General features: G+C 62.8%; 25 protein-coding genes. 1 reads left to right on the top strand and 24 read right to left on the bottom strand.

Going from position 1 to position 24,663, the window contains the following annotated elements:
* The 3 genes from IL54_RS23635 to IL54_RS05995 all read right to left on the bottom strand — a co-directional run.
* A partial coding sequence (locus IL54_RS23635) for a DUF2336 domain-containing protein (RefSeq protein ID WP_237748792.1) occupies positions 1–1,100 on the bottom strand: 1,100 nt, incomplete at its 3' end.
* Between the two features lie 44 nt (positions 1,101–1,144).
* Positions 1,145–2,311 (bottom strand): hypothetical protein, encoded by a 1,167-nt coding sequence (locus tag IL54_RS06000; protein ID WP_037474009.1) that lies wholly within the window; start codon positions 2,309–2,311, stop codon positions 1,145–1,147.
* Positions 2,312–2,389: 78 nt separating this feature from the next.
* Positions 2,390–2,704, bottom strand: a complete 315-nt coding sequence (locus IL54_RS05995) for a hypothetical protein (RefSeq protein ID WP_037477908.1) — start codon at positions 2,702–2,704, stop codon at positions 2,390–2,392.
* Positions 2,705–2,784: 80 nt separating this feature from the next.
* Here IL54_RS05995 and IL54_RS05990 point away from each other — a divergent pair, with 80 nt between their 5' ends.
* Positions 2,785–5,451 carry a hypothetical protein gene (locus tag IL54_RS05990; protein ID WP_037474007.1) on the top strand — a complete coding sequence of 889 codons (2,667 nt, stop codon included), beginning with the start codon at positions 2,785–2,787 and terminating at the stop codon, positions 5,449–5,451.
* Positions 5,452–5,495: 44 nt separating this feature from the next.
* Here the strand turns inward: IL54_RS05990 and IL54_RS05985 are convergent, their stop codons facing one another.
* From IL54_RS05985 to ndhC, 21 genes are all read right to left on the bottom strand, one after another.
* Positions 5,496–5,765, bottom strand: coding sequence for a DUF1467 family protein (locus IL54_RS05985; RefSeq protein ID WP_037474004.1), 270 nt, complete (start codon positions 5,763–5,765; stop codon positions 5,496–5,498).
* A 10-nt stretch (positions 5,766–5,775) separates the two neighbouring features.
* Positions 5,776–7,413 (bottom strand): ribonuclease J, encoded by a 1,638-nt coding sequence (locus IL54_RS05980; RefSeq protein WP_037474001.1) that lies wholly within the window; start codon positions 7,411–7,413, stop codon positions 5,776–5,778.
* Entirely contained in the window at positions 7,413–8,192 is a 780-nt protein-coding gene (locus IL54_RS05975; protein ID WP_037473999.1) for a type III pantothenate kinase, read from the bottom strand. Before IL54_RS05975 ends, IL54_RS05980 begins: the two co-directional genes overlap by 1 nt.
* Positions 8,193–8,206: 14 nt before the next feature.
* Positions 8,207–8,905, bottom strand: a complete 699-nt coding sequence (locus IL54_RS05970) for a biotin--[acetyl-CoA-carboxylase] ligase (protein WP_272945522.1) — start codon at positions 8,903–8,905, stop codon at positions 8,207–8,209.
* Positions 8,906–8,910: 5 nt separating this feature from the next.
* On the bottom strand, positions 8,911–10,347 hold the full coding sequence (gene nuoN / locus IL54_RS05965; RefSeq protein WP_037473992.1) for an NADH-quinone oxidoreductase subunit NuoN: 1,437 nt from the start codon (positions 10,345–10,347) through the stop codon (positions 8,911–8,913).
* Entirely contained in the window at positions 10,347–11,915 is a 1,569-nt protein-coding gene (locus IL54_RS05960; RefSeq protein ID WP_037473987.1) for an NADH-quinone oxidoreductase subunit M, read from the bottom strand. The genes nuoN and IL54_RS05960 overlap by 1 nt, the downstream gene beginning before the upstream one ends.
* Positions 11,915–14,014: an NADH-quinone oxidoreductase subunit L gene (nuoL, locus tag IL54_RS05955; protein ID WP_037473984.1), complete on the bottom strand. Its 2,100-nt coding sequence runs from the start codon at positions 14,012–14,014 to the stop codon at positions 11,915–11,917. The genes IL54_RS05960 and nuoL overlap by 1 nt, the downstream gene beginning before the upstream one ends.
* 11 nt (positions 14,015–14,025) lie before the next feature.
* Positions 14,026–14,331: an NADH-quinone oxidoreductase subunit NuoK gene (gene nuoK / locus IL54_RS05950; protein ID WP_037473979.1), complete on the bottom strand. Its 306-nt coding sequence runs from the start codon at positions 14,329–14,331 to the stop codon at positions 14,026–14,028.
* Positions 14,328–14,939 (bottom strand): NADH-quinone oxidoreductase subunit J, encoded by a 612-nt coding sequence (locus tag IL54_RS05945; RefSeq protein WP_037473975.1) that lies wholly within the window; start codon positions 14,937–14,939, stop codon positions 14,328–14,330. The genes nuoK and IL54_RS05945 overlap by 4 nt, the downstream gene beginning before the upstream one ends.
* 29 nt (positions 14,940–14,968) lie before the next feature.
* A complete protein-coding gene (nuoI, locus tag IL54_RS05940) occupies positions 14,969–15,454 on the bottom strand; it encodes an NADH-quinone oxidoreductase subunit NuoI (protein ID WP_037473973.1) in 486 nt (161 codons plus the stop codon).
* Positions 15,451–16,500 carry an NADH-quinone oxidoreductase subunit NuoH gene (nuoH, locus tag IL54_RS05935; RefSeq protein ID WP_037473969.1) on the bottom strand — a complete coding sequence of 350 codons (1,050 nt, stop codon included), beginning with the start codon at positions 16,498–16,500 and terminating at the stop codon, positions 15,451–15,453. The genes nuoI and nuoH overlap by 4 nt, the downstream gene beginning before the upstream one ends.
* Positions 16,500–16,634 carry a hypothetical protein gene (locus tag IL54_RS25685; protein WP_272945501.1) on the bottom strand — a complete coding sequence of 45 codons (135 nt, stop codon included), beginning with the start codon at positions 16,632–16,634 and terminating at the stop codon, positions 16,500–16,502. The genes nuoH and IL54_RS25685 overlap by 1 nt, the downstream gene beginning before the upstream one ends.
* Positions 16,631–18,637, bottom strand: a complete 2,007-nt coding sequence (gene nuoG, locus IL54_RS05930) for an NADH-quinone oxidoreductase subunit NuoG (protein ID WP_037473965.1) — start codon at positions 18,635–18,637, stop codon at positions 16,631–16,633. The genes IL54_RS25685 and nuoG overlap by 4 nt, the downstream gene beginning before the upstream one ends.
* A gap of 1 nt (position 18,638) precedes the next feature.
* Positions 18,639–18,869 carry a hypothetical protein gene (locus IL54_RS05925; protein WP_037473960.1) on the bottom strand — a complete coding sequence of 77 codons (231 nt, stop codon included), beginning with the start codon at positions 18,867–18,869 and terminating at the stop codon, positions 18,639–18,641.
* Entirely contained in the window at positions 18,866–20,212 is a 1,347-nt protein-coding gene (nuoF, locus tag IL54_RS05920; RefSeq protein ID WP_037473959.1) for an NADH-quinone oxidoreductase subunit NuoF, read from the bottom strand. The genes IL54_RS05925 and nuoF overlap by 4 nt, the downstream gene beginning before the upstream one ends.
* A complete protein-coding gene (locus IL54_RS24850; RefSeq protein WP_171899191.1) occupies positions 20,212–20,361 on the bottom strand; it encodes a hypothetical protein in 150 nt (49 codons plus the stop codon). The genes nuoF and IL54_RS24850 overlap by 1 nt, the downstream gene beginning before the upstream one ends.
* A gap of 121 nt (positions 20,362–20,482) precedes the next feature.
* Positions 20,483–21,151, bottom strand: coding sequence for a complex I 24 kDa subunit family protein (locus tag IL54_RS05915; protein WP_037473956.1), 669 nt, complete (start codon positions 21,149–21,151; stop codon positions 20,483–20,485).
* Positions 21,152–21,340: 189 nt separating this feature from the next.
* Complete coding sequence (locus tag IL54_RS05910) at positions 21,341–22,576, bottom strand: NADH-quinone oxidoreductase subunit D (protein WP_037473953.1); 1,236 nt, start codon at positions 22,574–22,576, stop codon at positions 21,341–21,343.
* A gap of 111 nt (positions 22,577–22,687) precedes the next feature.
* Positions 22,688–23,524 carry an NADH-quinone oxidoreductase subunit C gene (locus IL54_RS05905; protein ID WP_037473951.1) on the bottom strand — a complete coding sequence of 279 codons (837 nt, stop codon included), beginning with the start codon at positions 23,522–23,524 and terminating at the stop codon, positions 22,688–22,690.
* Positions 23,525–23,636: 112 nt separating this feature from the next.
* Positions 23,637–24,191 carry a NuoB/complex I 20 kDa subunit family protein gene (locus IL54_RS05900; protein ID WP_037473949.1) on the bottom strand — a complete coding sequence of 185 codons (555 nt, stop codon included), beginning with the start codon at positions 24,189–24,191 and terminating at the stop codon, positions 23,637–23,639.
* Positions 24,182–24,556: an NADH-quinone oxidoreductase subunit A gene (gene ndhC / locus IL54_RS05895; RefSeq protein WP_037473947.1), complete on the bottom strand. Its 375-nt coding sequence runs from the start codon at positions 24,554–24,556 to the stop codon at positions 24,182–24,184. Before ndhC ends, IL54_RS05900 begins: the two co-directional genes overlap by 10 nt.
* Positions 24,557–24,663: the final 107 nt, after the last annotated feature.

Raw genomic sequence — 24,663 nt, 5'->3', positions numbered from 1 at the left:
CAACGGGCGGTGACTTGCAGCAGATGGTCGAGCTTGGCGCGGAAGGGCGCGGGCGTGCGCAGGGCGCTGACCGCCGCATCGGCCGCCATTTCGGGCAGATCGCGATAGTGAGCGGATGCCTCGACGATGGCGAGGTCCGACAGAGCGGGGCGAATCGGGCGGAGCGACAGCAGCAGGTGGCGATAATCGGCATCCGCCCCGCCCAGCGCCCGGCACAAAGTCGCGATCTGCGCCACCGGACCCATCACCAATATGTCGATGACCTGCATCGCGCGCATCCGCAGCCGACGCGCGGCAAGCGCGGCGAACAGCAGGAAGCGCCGCTGGTCGAGCGCTGCGCCGAGCAGGTCGGGCGCATCGGCCGCCGCGCCCATGCCGCGCACCAGCCGTTCGGCTTCGGCAATCGGGCTGACGCTTTCATCATGGTCGGCGAGCAAGGCCCAGCCGGATCGCTCGAACGCAACGAGCAGTGCATCGCCCGCCTCCCCCGCCCCGCGCCGCGCGATCGATGCGAGGCAGGCGGCGGCGGTCCAGACCAGTTCGGCATGATGTTCGGCGGGCAGATCCGGCCGCATCGGCTGATCCTCTCCCCCGCGCGCGATCCAGCGGCCCTCGGCCAAAGTGAGCGCCGAGACGGCATTGCCGATCAGGGGATCGTCGGCGCGCAACAGCGGTTCGCCCTTTTCCTCGGTCATGTGGTCGGCACCGGGCTGGCCGAACTGGCGCAGCATCAGCGTAACGCCCGCGCGCATCTGCATGTGGGCGAGCAAGGCCGGGCTGAGCATGGCGGGCTGATCGCAGAGCATGCGCCAGCAGACGGGGTCGGGCCAAGGCGACAGCGCGGTGGCGATGGCCGGGGCATGATCGAGCGACACGCGCAGCGCCATTTCGATCGCGGTCAGGCAGCCGCCCAAATGCCGCCGCGTCTCTGCTATCAGCGCGTCGTGGCGCGGGCGTTCGTCCGTCGGAAAGAAAAAGGCCAGGTCGATGGCATGACCAACCGGCACGGCGGACATGCCCGCCATGACTCGCGTCATCGGCCAGCTATCCGTCATTGTCGAACCGGCAAGGGACGAAAAGACGCTCATGCGGTGCAGCATAATCGCACGTCCTTAAAATGCACTAAACCGTCCGCAGGAAATCTTTATGCACGTCGTCGTAAAATGATCGCGCCGATCGAGGCGATGGCGAGCAGCATGGCGACGCGCAATCCCTGCGCCAGCACGCCGAACAGGCCGGTCGCGACCATCAGCAGCAGCGCGCTAGCGGGGGTGAAGATCATCCACGGCCGCGCCTCGCCGCTGCGGCCCTGCCGGTCGGCGACCAGGATGATCGCCAGCAGCAGCGCAAGATCGACCGCGAGCGGACTGCGGCCAGCAAGGACGATGCCGATCAGCGCCAGGACGGGCGTGGCGAAAGCGAGCACGCCCGCAGGCGGCGGCCGCAACGCCATGGCGTCGAGCCGATCGGCGAGTTCGGCGAGCAGCAAGGCGATCAATAGCATGCAGAAGCCGGTCAATGGCCAGAGCAGTTCGATCGGCACGAGCGCGACGGCGGCGAGCGCGATGGCGCTGACCCGGACCTGAAAAGCGGGCACCTGCATCCGCATCAGCGGGGCGCTGGCCATTCGGGCGAGCGGCGCGAGGACATAATGTTCGATGCCGCCGCGCGTCGGCGTGCGCGCGACACCGGCGGCGGTGACCGCCTGCGCCACCAGATCGGCCTGTTGCTGGCTATCGACGATGGCGACGCGACCTTCGAGCAGGTCGTCCTGCGGCGCGGTGATGCGGCGGGCGCCCTTTTGCACCGCGGCCCGCACCAGCGTCAGCGACAAGTCCCAGTCGCCGATCATGTCGAGCGTGTCGAACATCAAAGCGGGGCTGATCCGGGCCACCCCCGCCCAGCGCTGGCCCGCATCGATGCGTTCGAACGGGGCGCTGGCGCGGGTATCGTCGGCGACGAGCAACGTGTTACCTTCACTGGCACCCAAAGCATCGACATGCGCCTGCGCCACGATCGCGCCATCGGCGACCAACAGCACATCGGCATCGCGCGGCACATCGCGCACCATCGATACCATGTCGCGCACTAACGCCACGGCAATGCCGTCGGCGCTCAAGCGATCGACGGCCTGCGATACGGCAGGAGTGATGACGCTGACGAGGATCATGATTCGGTCGGCACCGGCGCGCGCCGCCTGCCGCGCCTGATATTCGATCAGCGTCTGGCCCGCGAAATGCAGGCTGGCGCGCAGACCGGCTGGCGTATCGGCCGTCGTGCGGCTGGCGCTGAGAATCGCGGAAAAACTCATTCTTTTATGCTTGTCGACCCGTTGGCTGTTGGGACGACCTTTTCGCAAGGCAAAGGGTTTGACGCAAGCAAAGCCGTATCAGCTGTGCGGAATGTCCTGTTCAAGGCCCGCCAGGGCATGGCGCAACCGGCGCAGCGCGCGCGGATCGCCGGGCGCCGCCTGCGCCGCTTCGTCCGCCAGTGCCATCAACGATGTGAGGCCGAAACTGGCCGCCAACCCCTTCAATCGCCACGCCGCCAGCGCCCAATTGGCATCGCAGCGGGCCCGGCCGAGCAGATCGACCTGACGCGCCGCGCTTTCCATGAAGGCGACCCGCAAATCGGCGATCAACGCACGGTCGTCGCCAACGGCGGCTGCCAAAGCAGCGTCAAGGGCACCAGGATCATAGGACATGGCGACCAACGCTATCGAACGCGGGTTAAGTTTTGGTAACGGGGCATTCCCGCACGCAAAAAAGATGCTAGGATGAGGATATGACAGGGGGCAGCACAATCGTCGAGTTCTGGCGCGACGAACCATCGGAGACGGCCGCGCAAGCGGACGACATCCTGCTTTTGAAACAAGCCGTTATGGACATTGAAGAGGATGATCCGGCCGCCGGTTCAGGCGACGCCTGGGTCAAGCGGGTTCGCATCGCGTTGACGCTCGTGGCGGTCGCGTGGATCGGCTTTGCCGGTTGGGCGATGATCGCGTCGGGCGATTTGCGCGCCGGGCCATCGGCCTTTGCCAATGCCATCGCGACGCTGCTGGTGCCGCTGACCTTGCTGGCGCTCACGTATCTGCTGCTGGTGCGCAACAGCCGGTCCGAGTCGCGCCGTTATCTCGATACAGCGCGCGCCTTGCGGACCGAAGCGGATCTGCTGGAATTGCGGCTGGGCCGGATCGCAACGCAGCTGGAAGCTGCGCGCCAGACGATGCAGGATCAGGCCGAATTGCTCGACAGCTATGGCGCGGCTGCCAGCAGCAATATGGAGGCGTCGGCCGAACTGATCGCGAGCCGTGCCCATGCCAGCGCGGAGCGGGCCGAAGCCGCCGAGCGCGCCGGTGCCGCCCTGATGGCGCAGATGGATGCGCTGATCGGCACGATCCCCGAACTGGAAGATCGCACCGGCCGGATGGCGGCGCAGATCATGGACAATGGCCATGCCCTGGGCGACCGGATCGATACGCTCGAAGCGCGTCTGCATGCGCTGGCCGAATTGTCCGACGATGCGCGGGCGCGCACCCTATCGGCGACCAAGAGCCTTTCGAGTCAGCTGACCCAGTTGCAGGAAGCGACCCGGTCGGCGAGCGAGGAAGTCACCGGCATGGCGGAGATCGCCGCCGGACGGATCGATGCGACCGCGCAAACCGCGCGGCAGGCGATGGATCGCACGCGCCAGGATGTGGATGCACAGTCGGCGGCGCTGACCGCGCTGGTCGAGGCCGCCCAGGCGGGTGTTGCCACGACGAGCGAGAGCGTGCGCGTGGCGCTGGTTGCCGATCTCGACCGTGCCCAGGCGGATTTGCGCGAACGGCTCGACCAGGCGATGACGCAGGTGCGCGAGACGATGGCCGCGAGCGACGATGGCTTGTCGCGCCGCGCCGAGACGCTGACGGCGCTGGTCGCGGCGGCGCAGGCCGGGATCGGCAGCGCCAGCGACCATGTAATGGGCGTCTTGGCCCGCGACATGGACGTGATCGAGCAGGAACTGCGCCAACGGATGGGTGGCGCGCTCGACCGGGCGGAAGAAGCGCTGACCTTCACCGATTCGCGCCTGTCGGCCCAGGCGGCGGCGCTCGACGCGCTGATCGCCCGGTCGCGCGAAAGCCTGGATGCGATCGGCAGCGATACGGTCGTCGGCCTGACCGACTCGATCGGCGATGTCGAAAGCCGCCTGCACCAGATCAATGATATGGTGGAAGGGCAGAAGGCGCTGATGACCAGCCTGCATGCCGGGTTGAACGACAGCATCGCCGGGACCGAAAACCGGTTTGCAACGCTGGAGGAAACCACCCTGGCGCGCAGCGCGCGGATGAACGATGCCTTGACGCGCCTCACCGCCGAGACACAGCGGATCGACAGTGCGCTGACGGCCGGTGGCCTGACGGCGGACAAGCTGATCGGTAGCGCCGAAACCTTGCTCGTGGCGCTGGATTCGAGCGTGCGAGAACTGGATGAAACCTATCCGGCCGCACTGGATCGGTTCGATGCGCGGATGGAACAGAGCCGTGCCCTGCTGGGCAGCGCGACACCCGAACTGGAACGACTGGAGGCAATTTCGCAGGCGTTGGCCGGCCGCGCCGAAGAGGCCGAGTCGCTGCTGCGCGGACAAGGCAGCCGCCTGACCGAATGGCTGGAAAGCACGCAGAGCGGATTGGAGGCCAATCGGCAATTGGTCGATCGGCTGCGCGTTGCGCTGGACGGCGCGCATCAGGATGCGACGCGGATCACCGAAGGGGCCGGACCACTGCTCGTCACCGCCTTGTTGCGGGTCAAGGACACCGCCGATCAGGCCGCCGAGCGCGCGCGGCAGGCATTGTCGCGCGCCATTCCCGACGCCGCCCAGCAATTGGGCGATGCCAGCGAAGCGGCAATGCAGCGGGCGTTGGGCGACAGGGTCGCCGAACAGATCGAACAGGTCGCCAAGGTGGCCGAAGAAGCGATCAAGGCCGCGCATCAGGCATCGGAACGGCTGACCCGTCAGTTGCTGACCATCGCCGACACCAGCGCGACGATAGAGCAGCGCATCGCGCAGGCCGAACAAGCATCGGAGGATCGCGACCGCGACCATTTCGCGCGTCGCTCCGCCGCCTTGATCGAATCGCTCAACAGCACCGCGATCGACGTCGCCAAGATATTGTCCAACGACGTGACCGATACGGCCTGGTCGGCCTATCTAAAGGGCGATCGGGGCGTATTCACGCGGCGCGCGGTCAAGCTGCTGGATGCGGGCGAGTCGCGGGAAATCGCGCTGCATTATGACGATGATGCCGAGTTCCGCGATCATGTGAACCGCTACATCCACGATTTCGAATCGATGCTGCGGATCATTCTGTCGGCGCGCGACGGCAATGCGCTGGGCGTTGCGGTGCTGTCGTCCGACATGGGCAAGCTCTATGTCGCGCTTGCGCAGGCGATCGAGCGGCTGCGGCAATAAGGCGGGATGACGTTCCCCGGCCTGCGCCGGGGAATGGCCTTGGCTCAGCGCGTGCCGCTATATTTGGGCAGCATGTCCGCCGTGACCCAACCCTGCACATAATTGGCATAATAAAGGCCGAACAGGATCGACGCCAGGATCGTCGCGCGTAGGGCGACGCGGCCGGGGCGGAAGTTGCTGGGGGCGCTGTCCGCCTGCCCCTTCAGCATCACCTCGCCCGTTTCGTCGGGCGTGCGGATGCCGAAGGGAAGCATGACGAAGGCGCAGACGACCCACATCAGAAAATAGATGGCGAAGATGGCGTAGAGATTCATGCCCGCCTATTTAGGCGCGAATGAGCAGTACGTCCACTATCGGCTTCTTGCCGGTCCAGCGTGTCGCCGTCCGGCGCACGGCGAGGCGAACCCGCTCGCGCACGGCGTCGTCCTCCAGCGACCCCTTGGGGATCACCGCGGCGGCATCATTCGATGCTTCGGCAAGGAAGGCGGCCTTGTCTTCCTCGACCGGCACGCCCTGCGTGCGCAGCGTCGGCTTGCCGATCATCTTGCCCTTGCGGTCGATCGCCACAGCGACGCTGATCTGGCCATGCAGGCCGAGTTTGCGCCGTTCGTTGATGGTCGCGCCATCGGCCGGCAGGATGACGTCGCCATCCAGCACCAAGCGTCCGGTGTCCTGCTTGCCGATAATCTCCGGCGCGCCGGGGGCGAGGCGCAGCAGGTCGCCATTGGACTGGACCGGCGCGTGGCGGATGCCGCTGGCCAGCGCCAACCGGGCCTGCTCCGCCATATGGCGGCGTTCGCCATGGACGGGGAGCAGGATTTCGGGCCGTATCCAGCGATACATGGCTTCAAGTTCCGGGCGACCGGGATGGCCCGACACATGGACTTCGGCCTGACGATCGGTGACCATCAGCACGCCGGACATGGCGAGTGCATTTTGGATGCGGCCGATGGCGATTTCATTGCCGGGTATCTGCTTGGAAGAGAAGACGACCAGGTCGCCCTCCGCCAGCTTGATCGGATGGCTGTCGAACGCCACGCGGGCAAGCGCGGCGCGCGCTTCGCCCTGCCCGCCGGTCGCGATGATCATCACCTCGTTGCGGGGCAGTGCCATCGCATCGTCCCAATCGACGGTGGGCGGGAAATCCTTGAGATAGCCGCTGGCCTTGGCCATGCCGATGATACGGTCGAGCGAGCGTCCGGCGACGCACACCTTGCGGCCCGTCGCGGTCGCGACTTCGCCCAGCGTCTGCACGCGGGCGGCGTTGGAGGCGAAGGTGGTGACGAGGACGCGGCCCTTGGCCCCGGCGATCGTTTCCATCAACCCTTCGCGCACATCGCCTTCGGAACCGCTGGCCTTGTCATTAAAGACATTGGTGCTGTCGCAGACCATGGCGAGGATGCCTTCGTCGCCGATGGCAGTCAGTTCCTTGGGGGTCGCCGGTTCGCCGAGCAACGGGCGCTCGTCGAGCTTCCAGTCGCCGGTGTGGAAAATCTTGCCGTGCGGCGTGTCGATCAGCAGGGCATTGCCCTCCGGGATCGAGTGGGCGAGCGGCACATAGCGGAAGCCGAATGGCCCCAGATTGAAGCTGCCTTCATTCTGGATCACATGGAGTTTGACCTCCTTGGTGAGGCCTTCTTCCTCCAACTTCAGGCGGATGAGGCCTGCGGTGAAGGGCGTCGCATAGAGCGGCACGCCCAAGTCCGCGGCGAGATAGGGGATCGCGCCGATATGATCCTCATGCCCGTGCGTCAGCACGATGCCGAGCAGATCCTTGCGCCGTTCCTCGATGAAGGTGAGATCAGGCAGGATCAGTTCGATGCCGGGATAGGTGGGGTCGCCGAAGGTCATGCCGAGGTCGACCATGACCCATTTGCCCTGGCAGCCGTAAAGATTGACGTTCATGCCGATCTCGCCCGACCCACCGAGGGCCAGGAAGAGCAGCTCATCCTTGGGTGTCATTATGCTTGTAAACTCCGTTCGTGCATCAGCGCGAGGCCCTGAATCGTCAGATCCGGCGCGATCGCATCGAAAATATCGCTGTTGTCGTTGAAGAGGACCGCTAAGCCCCCCGTCGAAATAACCCTGGTCGGGCGGCCAATTTCGGCCCTCATGCGGGCGACCAGCCCCTCCATCATGGCTACATAGCCCCAAAATACGCCAATATGCATCTGCGCCTCGGTCGTCCGCCCGATCACCGAACGATTTTCCGGTGGGGCGATCGCGATCCTGGGCAGCTTCGCGGCGGCTGCTACTAGCGCATCGAGCGAGAGATTGATACCCGGCGCGATGATGCCGCCCTTATAGGCTCCACTATAGTCGATCACGTCGAACGTGGTCGCGGTGCCGAAATCGATGACGATCAAGTCGCCGCTATAAAGATGGTGCGCGGCGATGGCGTTTACAACCCGGTCGGCACCCACCGATCCCGGCTCCGCCACGTCGAGTTCGATACCCCAGTCGAGCGGGGATTGCCCCGCGATCAGCGCGGTGGTGCGGAAATATTTTTCGGCCAAGACCTGCAGGTTATGGAGCGCGCGGGGCACGACGGTTGCGATGATAACGGTGTTGACGTCGGCGATCTTATAGCCTTCGAGCATCAGCAACTGGTTGAGCCAGACGGCATATTCGTCGGCCGTGCGGCGCGCGTCGGTCGCGATGCGCCAGCGCGCGCGGATGTCCCGCCCGTCGAGCAGCGCGAAAACCACATTGGTATTGCCCGCGTCGATCGCGAGGAGCATGGCCGGTCCTTGGGTCAGATGAGAAAGATGTCACCGGCGTGAATGGCACGGCTCTGCCCGTTCGCCAAGCGCAGGATAAGCATGCCCTGGCGATCGAGCGTATCGAACGCGCCTTCCACCGTGCTGCCGTCGGGTTGTTGCACACGCATCGGCGTACCGGTGGGGTGGGCGTTGAGCAGCCAGTGGGTACGCACCGGCTCGAGGCCCTGCGCGCGCCAGATGGCGAGCCAATGGGCGAAAATCTGGGCCAGTCGGTCGAGCAGCGTCCCGGCTTCGGCATCGGCTGCCCCTTGGGCGCTCAGGCTGGTGACGGGTCGGTCGAGGTTGCTGGGATGATCAGTGACGTTGAGGCCGATGCCGACAATGATGGCGTCACCGGTGCGTTCCAGCAAAATGCCCGCGATCTTCGCGCCGTCGACCAATATGTCATTGGGCCATTTGATCCGCGCTTGACCGGCACATAGCGGCGCAACAAGGGCATGAACGGCGTTCGCCGCGACCAGTGCGAGCGTATGGGGTAGCGGGTCGCCTGGCTGCAACCGGACCAGTGTGGAACAATAGAGGTTACCGACTGGGCTATCCCATGTGCGGCCCATCCGCCCCCTGCCCCCGCTCTGGCGGCGGGCGCGCAGCCAGCTACCCTCGCTTAAACCGCTATCGACCAATGCCAGCATGTCGGCATTGGTCGATACGGTATCTTCAACGAGGCGTATATCGGTCAGAACAAGGACGCCGCCGCGGCAGCGCTCGCCTGATCCAGCATGGGGTTGAGCAGATAGCCCAGCACGATGACGGCGGCGCAAGCGGTCAGGATGATATTTTCAACCGCGCCACCCTTTGCCTCATAGGCAGCGGTAGGCTCGTCGAAATAGATCGTCTTGATGATCTTGAGATAATAGAAAGCGCCGATCACCGAAGCCGCGATACCGACGGCAGCCAGCGCCGTCAGGCCCGCCGCAACGGCGGCATCGAACACCAGGAACTTGGCCCAGAAACCGAAGAGCGGCGGAATACCGGCCATCGAGAACATGAAGATGGCGAAGGCCGCAGCCAGACCTTTGCGCGATTGCGACAGGCCCGCGAGGTTGGCGATCGTCTCGACCGGCTTGCCGTCGGCATCCCGCATCTGGAGGATGCAGGCGAAGGCACCGATCGTCATGATGACGTAGATCGCCATATAGCTCATCGTCGCGGCGACACCGGCGGGGGTGCCGCAAGCCAGGCCGATCAGCGCGAAGCCGACATTGTTGATCGACGAATAGGCCATCAGACGCTTGATATTGCTCTGACCGATGGCGGCAACGGCACCGAAGATGATCGAGGCCAGCGCCACGAAGATCACGATCTGCTGCCAATCCAGACCGGCCGGGCCGAGCGCCTCGATCGCGACGCGCACGGTCAGGGCGATGGCCGCAACCTTGGGCGCGCTGGCGAAGAAGGTCGTGACCGGGGTCGGCGCGCCTTCATAGACGTCGGGCGTCCACATATGGAACGGCACGGCGCTGATCTTGAAGGCGAGGCCCGCGAGCACGAACACCAAGCCGAACAATGCTCCCTTGCTGACACCGCCATCCAGCGCAACGGCGATGCCGTCGAACGTGGTGCTGCCGGTGAAGCCATAGAGCAGCGAGATGCCATAGAGCAGGATGCCGCTCGCAAGCGAACCCAGCACGAAATATTTGAGGCCCGCTTCGGACGAGCGCCCATCCTGCCGCATGAAGCTGGCAAGGACATAGGAGGCCAGGCTGTTCATTTCGAGGCCGATATAGAGCGTCAACATGTCGCCCGCCGACACCATCATGCCCATGCCGACGGCGGCAAAGACGATCAGGATCGGATATTCGGGACGCAACATGCCATCGGTCGAGAAGAAACGCGGTGCCAGCAGAATAGCGGAGGCGGCCGCGCCATAGATCAACGCCTTGGCGTAAACCGAGAAGGCGTCCGCGCGGTACAATCCGTCAAACGCATCGGGGCCGTGAGCCAGCGAACAAAGCAGCGCAAAGCCAGCCCCGATCAGCGTCACCACCGACAGGCTGTTGACCAGGCGCGCAGTGCCGTCTCCGCCGAAAGCGGCGATCATCAACAGGATCAGGCCACCAACGGTCAGCACGAGTTCCGGCATGACCGCCAGGAGGGAAGTGGAGTCAATCATCAGTGCGCCTCCCCCGACGCTGAATGTGAGGGCGCAGAGGCGTCTCCATGATGGGCTTCGCCAGCAGGCTTGGGCGCGCCCAGCTTGATCTGAGCATCGCCTGCCGGTGCGGCGGGCGCGAGGCGGGCTTCGAGCGCAACGATGTCAGGACGCATCGGAGCGAGGAAGCTTTCGGGATAGATGCCCATCCACAAGACGACGGCAGCAATCGGAGCCAGCAGCCACAATTCGCGCGCCGACAGGTCGGGCATGGCGGCCGCGTCGGCATTGACCTGCTCGCCATAGCAGATGCGGCGGTAGAGGTAGAGCATATAGGCCGCGCCAAGGATGATGCCCGTGGTGCAGACCAGCGCAACCCAGGTCGATGCCTGATAAATGCCCATCAGCGCCAGAAATTCGCCGACGAAGTTGGACGTGCCGGGCAGGCCGACCGACGCCATGGTGAATAAGAGGAACAGCAGCGCATAGCGCGGCATGTTGATCGACAGGCCACCATAGCGCGCGATCTCACGGGTATGCAGTCGGTCATAGATGACGCCGACGCACAGGAACAGCGCGCCCGCGACCAGACCATGGCCCAGCATCACCATCATCGCGCCTTCGATGCCCGCCTGGTTGAAGGCGAACAGGCCGACGGTCACGATCGCCATATGCGCGACCGAGGAATAAGCGATCAGCTTCTTCATGTCCGACTGCACCAGCGCGACGAGGCTGGTGTAGACCACCGCCACCATCGACAGGCCCCAGACCAAAGGCGCAAGCTGCGCCGAGGCTTCGGGGAACATCGGCAGCGAGAAGCGGATGAAGCCATAGCCACCCATCTTCAGCAGCACGCCCGCCAGGATGACGGAGCCTGCCGTCGGTGCCTGAACGTGCGCGTCGGGCAGCCAGGTGTGGACCGGCCACATCGGCATCTTGACCGCGAAGCTCGCGAAGAAGGCAAGGAACAGCCAAGTCTGGACAGCAGGATCGAAATTATAGGCCATAAGCGCCGGGATTTCGGTCGTCCCTGCTTCATGCACCATCCACATCATCGCGATCAGCATCAGGACCGAGCCGAGCAACGTGTAGAGGAAGAATTTATAGCTGGCGTAGATGCGATCCGCACCGCCCCAGATGCCGATGATGAGATACATCGGGATGAGGCCGGCTTCGAACATGATGTAGAAGAGGTAGAGATCCTGCGCCGCGAAGACGCCGATCATCAGCACCTCCATGAACAGGAAGGCCGCCATATATTCGCCGACGCGCTTTTCGATCGCGCGCCAGCTGGCACCGATACAGATCGGCATCAGGAAGACGGTGAGCGCGATCAGCATCAGCGCGATGCCATCGATGCCGAGCGCCCAGGCGAATTTGCCGAAGATCGGCGCATATTCCTGAAACTGCCACTGCGCGCCGCTGCCCGACTGGTCGAAATTCGCCCACAGAGCCATGCCCAGCACGAAATCAATGAGGGTCGCGATCAGCGCGATCCAGCGCGCGTTGTTCGCGCCCACGAACAGACAGGCGATGGCCCCCGCCATCGGCACTGCCATCATCAGCGAAAGGATGGGGAAGCCGTCCATTATCGTGTCATCGCCCAGGTTGCGGCAGCGGCGAGGCCAATCAGCATCACCAGCGCGTAGGTGTAAAGATAGCCGGACTGGAGCCGACGGGTCACTTTATTGCCCTGCACGACCAAGGCAGCCAGACCGTTTGGTCCGAAGCGGTCGATGAAACCGACGTCACCGAACTTCCAGAAGAAGCGGCCGATGGCGAAGGCAGGCTTCACGAAGAGCAGATTGTACAGCTCGTCGAAATACCATTTGTTGAGCAGGAAGGTGTAGAGGACGCCGAACTGAGCCACGAAGCGCTGCGGCCAGTCGGTGTTCTTGATATAGGCAAGCCATGCGATGGCAAGACCGGTCAGCATCACCGTGAAGGGCGAGAATTTGACCCATTTCGGCACTTCATGCGCGGCATGCATCAGATGGCTGTCGAACGCCAGCGACCCTTGCCAGAAAGCGATGCCGCCTTCCGATCCGATGAACTGGTCGTGGAAAACGAGGCCGGCGAACACCGCGCCGATGCTCAGCACGATCAACGGCACCAGCATGACCCAGGGGCTTTCATGCGGATGATAGCCGCCCGTGCCCGTCGCCATATGGGCGGGCGCGGTTTCATGGCCATGCGGATCGTGACCGGCATGCTCCTGCGCAGGCGCATTGGCCTCTTCGGACTCATGGCCGTGCGTGTCATGATCGTCATGGCCGTGGCCATGCGCGTCATGCAGCGCATGCTGGATATGCTCGGATGCGGCCCAGCGCGGCTTGCCGAAGAAGGTCAGGAACACCAGACGCCAGCTGTAGAAGCTGGTGAGCAAGGCCGCGAACACGCCGACCAGGAACGCCCCGGTGCCAGCCCCGCCAGCGGCATAGGCCGCTTCGAGGATGCCGTCCTTCGAATAGAAGCCCGCAAAACCGATGCCGACGAGCGGCAGGCCGACGCCGGTGATGGCGAGCGTGCCCAGCGTCATCGTCCAGAAGGTGATGGGGATGCTTTTACGCAGACCGCCATAATAGCGCATGTCCTGCTCGTGATGCATCGCATGGATGACCGAGCCTGCGCCCAGGAACAGCAGCGCCTTGAAGAAGGCGTGGGTAAAGAGGTGGAACATCGCCGCGCCATAGGCACCGACGCCTGCGGCAAAGAACATATAGCCGAGCTGCGAACAGGTCGAATAGGCGATGACGCGCTTGATGTCGGTCTGCACCGTGCCGACGGTCGCCGCGAACAGGCAGGTCGCCGCGCCGACATAGGTGACGACGGTCAGCGCCGTTTCCGAGGTTTCGAACATCGGCGACAGGCGGCACACCATGAACACGCCCGCGGTCACCATGGTCGCGGCGTGGATCAGCGCCGACACAGGCGTCGGCCCCTCCATCGCGTCCGGCAACCAGGTGTGGAGGCCAAGCTGCGCCGACTTGCCCATCGCGCCGATGAAAAGCAGCAAGCACAGCACCGTCATCGTGTCGAAGCGCGCGCCGAGGAAACCAATGGTCGAGCCCGCCATCGACGGGGCCATTTCCAGAATTTCGGGGATCGAGATGGTGTTGAACACCAGATAGGTGCCGAAGATACCCATCATGAAACCAAGGTCGCCGACGCGGTTGACGACGAATGCCTTGATCGCGGCGGCATTGGCGCTGGGCTTGCGGAACCAGAAACCGATGAGGAGATAGGAAGCGAGGCCCACGCCTTCCCAACCGAAGAACATCTGCAGCAGATTGTTCGCGGTCACGAGCATCAGCATCGCGAAGGTGAAGAGCGAGAGATAGGCGAAGAAGCGCGGCTGATCCGGCTCTTCATCCATATAGCCCCAGCTATAGAGGTGGACGAGGCTCGATACGCTGGTGATAACCACCAGCATGACCGCGGTCATCGTGTCGACCCGCAGCGCCCATTGGGCGTCGAAGCTGCCCGACTGGATCCAGGTGAAGAGCGGCGCGACATAAGCCTGCCCGTCGCCTGCGACGAACGACAGGAAGATGGGCCAGCTCAGCGCGCACGAGATGAACAGCGCGCCGGTGGTGATGATCTTGGCCGGCAGCTTGCCGAGCGTCTTGTTGCCAAGACCGGCGATGATGGCTGCGAGCAGCGGAAGAAGGACGATAAGCTGGATCATGTCTGTAAGGCTCAGCCCTTCATCCGGTTGACATCGTCGACGGCGATGGTGCCGCGACCACGGAAGTAAATGACAAGGATGGCAAGGCCGATGGCCGCCTCACCCGCCGCGACGGTCAGCACGAACATGCTGAACACCTGCCCCACCATGTCGCCCAGGAAGACGCTGAAGGCGACGAGGTTGATGTTCACGCTCAGCAGGATCAGCTCGATCGCCATCAGGATGATGATGATATTCTTACGGTTGATGAAGATGCCCAGCACCCCCATCACGAACAGGATGGCGCTGACCACCAGATAATGTTGAAGGCCGATCACAGCTCCACCCCCTGCCCTGTGGGCTGATTGATATTGCGGACTGCGTCCTGCGGACGGCGACGGTTCTGCTTGGCGATATTCTGGCCCTTCACGCCGCCACGGGCACGATGGGTCAGGACGATCGCGCCGATCATGGCGACCAGCAGGACCAGGCCCGCCGCTTCGAACAGGAAGATGTAGCGCGTGTAAAGCAACGTCCCCACCGCCTTGATGTTCGACATGTCAGGGTCGGTCGGCGCGGCGCGCTGCGCCAGCTCGATCGGACCCGCGCTCCACAAGCCAATGCCCAGCACGATCTCCGCCAGCAGTACCAGCGCGATCAGCAGGCCGAAGGGCAGATAACTGACAAACCCGGCGCGCAATTCGGCAAAGTCGATATCGAGCATCATGACCACGAACAGGAACAGCACCGCGACCGCGCCGACATAAACGATGACGAGCAGCATCGCGATGAATTCAGCGCCGATCAGGATCATCAGACCCGCCGCGTTGAAAAACGCCAGGATCAGCCACAGCACCGAATGGACCGGATTGCGCGACAGGATGGTGAGCGCGCCGCTGCACACCACCAAAATGGCGAACAGGTAAAAGGCAAGCACGTGAATCACTGGATCAATATCCCCTTAGGCCGCGCGGCTTAACGATAGGGTGCGTCGGCGGCAAGGTTCGCGGCGATGGCCCGTTCCCACTTGTCACCATTTTCAAGAAGCTTGGCCTTGTCGTAGATCAGCTCCTCGCGGGTTTCGGTCGCGAACTCGAAATTCGGGCCTTCGACGACCGCGTCCACCGGGCAGGCTTCCTGGCAGAAACCGCAATAGATGCACTTGGTCATGTCGATGTCGTAGCGCGTGGTGCGGCGGCTGCCATCCTCGCGCGGTTGCGCCTCGATGGTGATCGCCTGCGCTGGGCATACCGCTTCGCACAGCTTGCACGCGATGCACCGCTCTTCCCCATTGGGGTAGCGACGAAGCGCATGCTCGCCCCGGAACCGCGGCGAAATCGGGTTCTTCTCATAGGGGTAGTTGATCGTCGCCTTGGGCTTGAAAAAATATTTCAAGGTCAGGGCGTGCGCCTTCACAAACTCCCAGAGGGTGAAGCTCTTGACGTAATATCCGAGGCTCATTGTGCGCCTCCATAGCGCGTCAGCATGAGGAAGCCCGATACCAGGATGACGAAGAAGAGCGAGGTGGGCAGGAAGATTTTCCAGCCCAGCCGCATTAGCTGGTCATAACGGTAGCGGGGCACCGTCGCCTTCACCCAGGAGAAGACGAAGAAGAAGAACAGGATCTTGGCGAACAGCCAGATGATGCCGGGCACATAATAAAGCGGCGCCCAGTCGAACGGGGGCAGATAGCCACCCCAGAAGAGAATGGCGTTGAGCGCGCACATCAGGATGACGTTGGCATATTCGCCAAGCCAGTAGAGCGCGAACGACATGGACGAATATTCGGTCTGATAGCCCGCGACCAGCTCGCTTTCCGCTTCGGTCAGATCGAAGGGTGCGCGCGCGGTTTCGGCCAGCGCGGAGATCAGGAACATGACCGCCATCGGGAAGAGCAGCGGGTTGAAGCCATTGCCGTTGATGAAGCCATAATAGCCCTTCTGGCTCTCGACGATGGCGCTCAGATTGAAGCTGCCCGCCCACAAGACCACGGTGATGATGATGAAGCCGATCGAGACTTCATAGCTGATCATCTGCGCGCTGGCGCGGATCGCGGAATAGAAGGGATATTTGGAGTTGGAGGCCCAACCCGCCAGGATGATCCCGTACACGCCGAGCGAACTGATCGCCAAAATGTAGAGCAGGCCGACATTGATGTCCGCGAGCACGACGCCGACATCGAACGGCACCACCGCCCAGGCCATCAGCGCGACGGTGAAGGTGATGATCGGCGCGATCAGGAACAAGGCTTTGTTCGACGCCGACGGGATGATGGTTTCCTGCAGGAAGACCTTGAGGCCATCCGCAAAGGATTGCAGCAGGCCGAACGGGCCGACGACGTTGGGACCACGGCGCAGCGCCATCGCCGCCCAGATCTTGCGATCGGCATAGATGATCATCGCGACCGCCAGCATCAGCGGCAGGGCGATGACGAGGATGCCAATGATGGTCGACAGCAGCCAGGCACCCTCGAACGGCATACCCAGATTTTGGAAGAAAGCGGTCATTATTCCTGAACCTCAAAACCGTTCGGGCTGAGCTTGTCGAAGCCCTCGCCTGAACGAAGTGAAGGCACCTCGCTACGCTCGGTGGAGCCCTTCAACAGGCTCAGGGCGAACGGAGTGATGATTTCCAACATCATTCCGCCGCCTCCGCAAATTCGACGCCGTGGACCAGCTCGGCCGAGCATTGCTGCATCGTCGGGCTGGCGCGGCAGATGACGTTGGTGAGGTAGAAATCCTTGATCGGCGATCCGAATTCGCCGGTCGCGCCAGTCGGCAGCGATGGCATGGACCAGCCATAATCGGCAAGACCCTCGACACCCAGCGCCGGCACGGCCTTGGCCATTTCCGCCCGCAACGCATCGAAGCTGTCGAAGGGTAGCTTGACGCCCATCACGTCGGACAAGGCGCGCAGGATAGACCAATCCTCGCGGGCGTCGCCCGGCGCGAACACGGCCTTTTCGCCCCGCTGCACGCGACCTTCCAGATTGACATAGGTGCCCGCCTTTTCGGCATAGCTCGCCCCCGGCAGGATCACGTCCGCGGCATGCGCGCCCTTGTCGCCATGATGGCCGACATAGACTTTGAAGCTGTCCGAGAAGGCGGCATAATCGACTTCGTCGGCACCCAGCGCGAAGAGCAGCTTCGGCTTGGCCGCCGCGATCGCCTTGATGCCGCCAGCGGTTGCGAAGCCGAGCATCAGCCCGCCCATACGCGCCGCCGCGAAATGCAGGACATTATAGCCGTTCCAGCCATCCTTGATGAGGCCCAGCGTCTCGACCAACGCCAGCGTGTCGCCATGCGCGCCGTCCCTGGCCAGCACGCCACCGCCGACGATCATCGCGGGCCGCGCAGCCTTGCCGAATGCTTCGACCACCGCTTCGGGCAGCTTGCCGAGCAGCGATGCATCATTGCCCAGCCACTGCACCTTATAGGTCAGATCAAATTCAGGACCGACGGCAAAGACCTTCGCACCCTTCTTGATCGCCTTGCGGATACGCGTGTTCACCAGCGGCGCTTCCCAGCGCAAATTGGTGCCGACCAGCAGGATGACGTCCGCATCTTCCAGATCAGCGAGCGGCGTATTGAACACCACCGACGACAGGCTCGACACGTCATAGGCCAGGCCCGTCTGACGCCCTTCGAGCATCGTGCCGCCGAGCTTTTCGACCAGTGCCTTACCCGCGAACATGGTTTCGCAATCGAGCAAATCGCCCGCGATCGCCGCAACGCTGCCACCATGCTGAACCGCTGCGATCGCGGCGAACGCTTCGTTCCAGGTCGCGGGCACCAGCTTGCCGTCCTTGCGGACATAGGGCTTGTCGAGCCGCTTGCGGACCAGACCGTCGACATTGTGCCGGGTCTTGTCCGACGCCCATTCCTCGTTCACGTCATCATTGATGCGCGGCACCGCGCGCAACACCTGACGGCCCCGGCTGTCGAGGCGGATGTTGGTGCCGACCGCATCCATCACGTCGATGGCGTGAGTCTTCTTCAATTCCCACGGCCGCGCTTCGAACGCATAGGGCTTGCTGGTCAGCGCACCGACCGGGCAGAGATCGACCACATTGCCGGACAGCTCGCTCTTGGCGGCATGTTCCAGATAGGTGGTGATCTGCATATTTTCGCCGCGATAGATGGCGCCGATTTCCGGCACACCCGCAACTTCCTCGGCAAAGCGCACGCAACGGGTGCATTGGATGCAGCGGGTCATGACCGTCTTGACGATCGGCCCCATATTCTTCTCGGTCACCGCGCGCTTGTTTTCGTCATAGCGCGACGCGCCGCGACCATAAGCGACCGATTGATCCTGCAGATCGCATTCGCCGCCCTGATCGCAGATCGGGCAATCAAGCGGATGGTTGATGAGGAGAAACTCCATCACCCCCTCGCGCGCCTTCTTGACCATTTCGCTATCGGTGCGGATGTCCTGCCCTTCGGCAGCGGGCAGCGCGCACGACGCCTGCGGCTTGGGCGGGCCGGGCTTCACTTCAACTAGGCACATGCGGCAATTGCCCGCAATGGACAGCCGCTCATGATAGCAGAAGCGCGGAATTTCCTTCCCCGCCAGCTCGCACGCCTGGAGGACAGTCGCGCCCGCCGGGACTTCCAGTTCTACGCCGTCTACTTTGACTTTAGGCATATCAGTGTTCCGTATCCTGAAGGCCAAGGCGCTTCTCGATCAGATCGACCCGAATTTTCAGATCCGCAATATCGGATTGCATACCGTATATTGATGTCATTATTCCGCGCTGGTGATCCTCCATCGCGTGAAGGCGAATGCCCTGCGACGCCTGTTCACGCTTGATCGCGGAAATGTCACCCTGAATGGATTTCAGGATTTCCAGCATCAGGTCTGTGCGGTCATCGCTCACTCCGCCGCCTCCATCACAGGCATGCCGCGCTCATTGATCCGGCGCTCGATTTCCGGCCGGAAATGCTTGATCAGGCCCTGGATCGGCCAGGCCGCTGCGTCGCCGAGCGCGCAGATGGTGTGGCCTTCGACCTGTTTGGTGACCTGATGCAACATGTCGATTTCGGACAGTTCGGCCTCGCCGGTGCGCAGCCGTTCCATCACGCGCCACATCCAGCCCGTGCCTTCGCGGCAGGGGGTGCATTGGCCGCAGCTTTCATGCTTGTAGAAATAGGACAGCCGCGAAATGGCGCGGACGATGTCGGTCGACTTGTCCATGACGATGACGGCGGCAGTGCCCAGGCCGGAGCCGAGCGCCTTCAACCCGTCAAAGTCCATCGGCGCGTCCATAATTTCGCGCGCGGGAACCAAGGGGACCGAGGAGCCGCCTGGAATAACCGCCAGCAGATTGTCCCACCCACCCCGGATGCCGCCGCAATGGCGGTCGATCAGTTCGCGGAACGGGATCGACATCGATTCCTCGACTACGCAGGGCTTGTTCACATGGCCGCTGATCTGGAACAGCTTGGTGCCGCGATTGCCCTCGCGCCCGAAGCGGTTGAACCAGGCCGCGCCGCGCCGCAGGATCGTCGGCGTAACCGCGATGCTTTCGACATTGTTGACCGTCGTGGGGCAGCCATAGAGGCCTGCGCCCGCCGGGAAAGGCGGCTTCAAACGGGGCTGGCCCTTCTTGCCTTCCAGGCTTTCGATCTGCGCGGTTTCCTCGCCGCAGATATAGGCGCCCGCGCCGCGATGGACGAAGACGTCGAAATCATAGCCGGAGCCGCAGGCATTCTTGCCAAGGAAACCCTTGGCATAGGCCTGCTCGACCGCCGCAAACAGCACCTTGGCTTCGTAGATGAACTCACCACGGATATAGATATAGGCGGCGCGCGCGCGCATCGCGAAACCGGCGATCAGCGCGCCTTCGATCAGCTTGTGCGGATCATGGCGGACGATTTCGCGGTCCTTGCACGACCCCGGCTCGGATTCGTCGGCGTTGATGACCAGGAAGCTTGGACGACCATCCTTGCTTTCCTTGGGCATGAAGCTCCACTTCATGCCGGTCGGGAAGCCCGCGCCGCCACGGCCGCGCAGGTTCGACGCCTTGATGATGTCGATGATCGCGTCCTGGCCCAGGCTCAGCAAATCCTTGGTATTGTCCCAATCGCCGCGTTTCATCGCCGCGTCGATGGCCCAATCCTGGAAACCATGGACGTTGGTGAAGATGCGGTCCTTGTCCTCCAGCGGGCCGACGAACGGCGGCGGAGGAGGCGGCGCAGCAATTGCGGTGTCGTCGGCCATCAGCGGCCCTTTCCGATCAGTTTTTCAGCCACGAAATATGCGACAACGGCGAGGCCCAGCCCGATGACCAGCCCCAACACCGCGCCGATGATCTTGAGCGCGATCACGAAGACGATGAGGCCCAGAATGATGGCGACGAGAGCGCTCATGCGGCGGCCCCCGATACACCACATCCGTTCGTGTCGAGCGAAGTCGAGACACGCCCGCGCAGCGCTAGCCGCTTCTCGACTACGCTCGAAGCGAACGGACATTGGGGGACAGCCAAACGGATCACGCCCACTCCCCCCGATAATCATGATTTTCAGCGACCATGTCCTTCAACGCCGTCGGGCCACCCTCCGGGCAACTCGTCTGGCGCTCGATCTGCGGCCCAATCTTTGGTTGCCCGCCAGCGGCCAGCGTTTCCAGCACCGCGCTCATGCTGTCATAGGTCAGGTCTTCGAAATTATCGTCGTTGATCTGAACCATCGGCGCATTGGCGCAGGCGCCCAGGCACTCGACTTCGGTCAGGGTGAACAAGCCGTCCGGGGTGGTCGCGCCCTTGACCAGACCCTTATTCTTGCAGGCCGCAAACACATCGTCGGAGCCGCGCAACATGCAGGGCGTCGTGCCGCACACCTGCACATGGTAGCGGCCCACGGGCGCGAGATTGTACATGGTGTAGAAGGTCGCGACTTCGTAGACGCGCATATAGGGCATATCGAGCTGATCGCCGATATATTCCATCACCGGCACGGGCAGCCAGCCTTGTGCCTGCGTCTCCGCGCCGACCTGCCGCTGAGCGAGATCGAGCAGCGGCATGACCGCCGATTGCTGGCGACCGGCTGGATAGCGCGCGATGATGGTCTTTACCTGTTCGGCATTTTCCGCCGTCCACGCGAAATTGCCCCAGCGCGCGCGGATTTCGGCTTCATCGGGGATATGGGGTGCGTCAGCCATTCTTCTCTATTCCGCTACGCTTGGCCTCAACGATCTTAATCGCCAGGAAGACTGCAACTAAGAAAGCAAGTCCACTAGCCATCACACGGATCTGTGTAAGGCCATTAGACAAATTCGTTGCTGCAATCAAAACAACCAATATTGCGACCAAGACTGCACGATTGGCTTCCAAAGGAGTCCAAACTCGCGTCACCGGTCACACTCCCCGAACACGATGTCCATCGCGCCCAGCACGGCGGTGGTGTCGGCGAGCATGTGGCCCTTCATCATGAAGTCCATCGCCTGCAGGTGCGAGAAAGCGGTCGGGCGGATCTTGCAGCGATAGGGTTTGTTGCTGCCGTCCGCGACCAGATAGACGCCGAATTCGCCCTTGGGGCTTTCGGTCGCGACATAGACTTCGCCCGCCGGAACGTGGAAGCCCTCGGTATACAGCTTGAAGTGATGGATCAGCGCTTCCATCGACCGCTTCATCTCGCCACGCTTGGGCGGCGAGACCTTGCGGTCGAAACTGGCGATCGGGCCTTCGGGCATGTCATTGAGGCACTGTTTCATGATGCGCGCGGACTGGCGGACCTCTTCGACGCGGACCATGAACCGGTCATAGCAGTCGAAATTGGTGCCGACGGGCACGTCGAAATCGACGCGATCATAGACGTCATAAGGCTGCGACTTGCGGATGTCCCAGGGGATGCCGGAGCCGCGGATCATGGGACCAGAAAAGCCCCATTTCAGCGCGTCTTCCTTGCTGACCACGGCGATGTCGACATTGCGCTGCTTGAAGATGCGGTTGTCGGCGACAAGGCTGATCGCATCCTCGAACAGGCGCGGCAGGCGGGTGTCGAGCCAGTCGGCAATGTCGGTCAGCAGCTTGAGCGGCACATCCTGATGCACGCCGCCGGGACGGAAATAGGCGCTGTGCATCCGCGCACCCGACGCGCGCTCGAAGAAGTTAAGGCAGTCCTCGCGGATTTCGAACATCCACAGGTTCGGCGTCATCGCGCCGACGTCCATGACGTGCGAGCCGAGGTTCAGCATATGATTGCATATGCGGGTCAGCTCCGCGAAGAACACGCGCAGATATTGCGCGCGCAGAGGCACTTCCAGGTTCAGCAGCTTCTCGATCGCCAGCACATAGCTATGCTCCATGCCGAGGGGCGAGCAATAATCGAGCCGGTCGAAATAGGGCAGCGCCTGGAGATAGGTCTTATATTCGATCAGCTTTTCGGTGCCGCGATGCAGCAGGCCCACATGGGGGTCGCAGCGTTCGACGATCTCGCCTTCCAGTTCCATGACGAGGCGGAGAACGCCGTGCGCCGCGGGATGCTGCGGCCCGAAATTGATCGTGTAGTTCTGGATTTCGGTATCGCCGTAAGTCGGGTCCGACGCATCGGTGCGATGCTCCAGTTCGTCGAGATAATCAGCCATGATACATCCCCGTCACCCCAGCGAACGCTGGGGTCTCACTGGCCTTTGGCGCAGCGCTCAAGAAAAGGGAGATCCCAGCCTTCGCTGGGATGACGACGGTGGTAGCGGCGCTCATGCCTTATCCTCCGGCTTGGCGACGCCTTCGCCTTCATCGGTGGCCGAAGCCGCCTTGGTCGGCGCGTCGGCGGACTTGGTTTCCGCCGCCTTGTTCGCCGCTGCGCCAGCGCCGGTGTCGGATGCCTTTTCGGTCGTCTTGGGCGTCGACGCTGCCGGATCGCCCTTGGGCGCAGCAGGCGGCGGCGGGGCAGCGGGTGCGGGCGTCGGCGCGCCGGGGGCCTGTGGCGCCTTTTCGTCGCCGGGCAATATATATTCCGCGCCTTCCCACGGCGACATGAAGTCGAAGCTGCGGAAATCCTGCGCCAGCTTCACTGGCTCATAGACGACGCGCTTATCTTCCTCGGAATAGCGCAATTCGACATAGCCGGTCAGCGGGAAGTCCTTGCGCTGCGGATGCCCCTTGAACCCGTAATCGGTCAGAATGCGGCGCAGGTCGTTATTGCCGTCGAACACGACGCCATACATGTCGAACACTTCGCGCTCCAACCAGCCGGCGACCGGCCAGAGGTGCGTGACGGTCGGCACCGGCATATCCTCGTCCGTCGACACCTTCACGCGTACGCGATGGTTCCGGGTCACGGATAGCAAGTGATAGACGACCTCGAACCGTTCGGGACGGTCGGTATAATCAACGCCCGCAATCTCCATCAGCTGCTGATACTGCGCCTGATCCCGCAATAGCGTCAGCGCCTGCGGCAGCGCGTCGCGCAACACGGTGAAGGTCAGTTCATCGGCATGATCGACGGTTTCGATCAGCATCGAACCCAGCAGGGCCTCGATTTCCTGCGCGATCCCATCGATGCTCGCGATCCGGGGTGCGGAATGGCCCATTACAGACCTCCGTTCGTATCGAGCGCAGTCGAGATACGCTCGCACTGTGCCAGGAACAGGTTTCTCGACTTCGCTCGAAACGAACGGTGGAAAAGAGACGTCATGCCTGTCATTACCGTTCAATCGTCCCGATCCGGCGGATCTTCCGCTGCAACTGCATCACGCCATAGAGCAGCGCTTCGGCAGTCGGCGGGCAACCCGGTACATAGATGTCGACCGGCACGATCCGGTCGCACCCGCGCACTACAGAATAGCTGTAATGATAATAGCCCCCACCATTGGCACAGCTGCCCATGGAAATGACATATTTCGGTTCAGACATCTGATCGTAAACTTTGCGCAACGCAGGAGCCATCTTGTTGCACAGCGTTCCCGCGACGATCATCACGTCGCTCTGCCGCGGCGAGGCGCGCGGCGCAGCGCCGAAACGCTCCATGTCGTAACGCGGCATGTTGACGTGGATCATCTCGACCGCGCAGCAAGCGAGACCGAACGTCATCCACCACAGCGAACCGGTACGCGCCCAAGTGAACAGATCCTCCGTCGAGGTGACGAGGAAGCCCTTGTCATTCACTTCGCTGTTGAGCGAGTTGAAGAAATCCTGATCGGGCTGAGTCCCGACGGGCGGCAAGGTGCCGGGCGCCGGGTTATAGAGTTCTACTCCCAATCGAGCGCTCCCTTCTTCCACGCATAGACGAGACCGAGCACCAGTTCCGCTATGAAAATCATCATCGTCGCCCATCCGGCCCAGCCGATCTGGTCGAGGCTCACCGCCCAAGGAAACAGGAATGCCGCTTCAAGATCGAAGATGATGAAGAGGATCGCCACCAGATAGAAGCGCACGTCATATTGGCTGCGCGGCTCTTCGAAAGCGGGAAAGCCGCATTCATATTCGCTGAGCTTGGCCGGGTCCGGCTTATGCGCGCCGGTCAGGCGACCGACCAGCATCGGCAGGAAAACGAACGTGCCGGACAGCAGCAAAGCGATCCCCAAAAAGAGCAGGATCGGCAGATATTGGGCAAGATCGACCAATGGTATCCCCTGGGCGAAAAGGTTGTCGGGGCGCTTTAGGCCTGCTGCATATGCGAAGCAAGGGGCCAAGGCTGTGAGAATGAATCGCAAAAAGGCCAAGTGCTTGA

The organism is Sphingobium sp. ba1 (assembly GCF_000743655.1).
In the GTDB taxonomy this organism is placed as follows: Bacteria; Pseudomonadota; Alphaproteobacteria; order Sphingomonadales; family Sphingomonadaceae; genus Sphingobium.
This window is presented reverse-complemented; position numbering and strand designations above follow the sequence as displayed.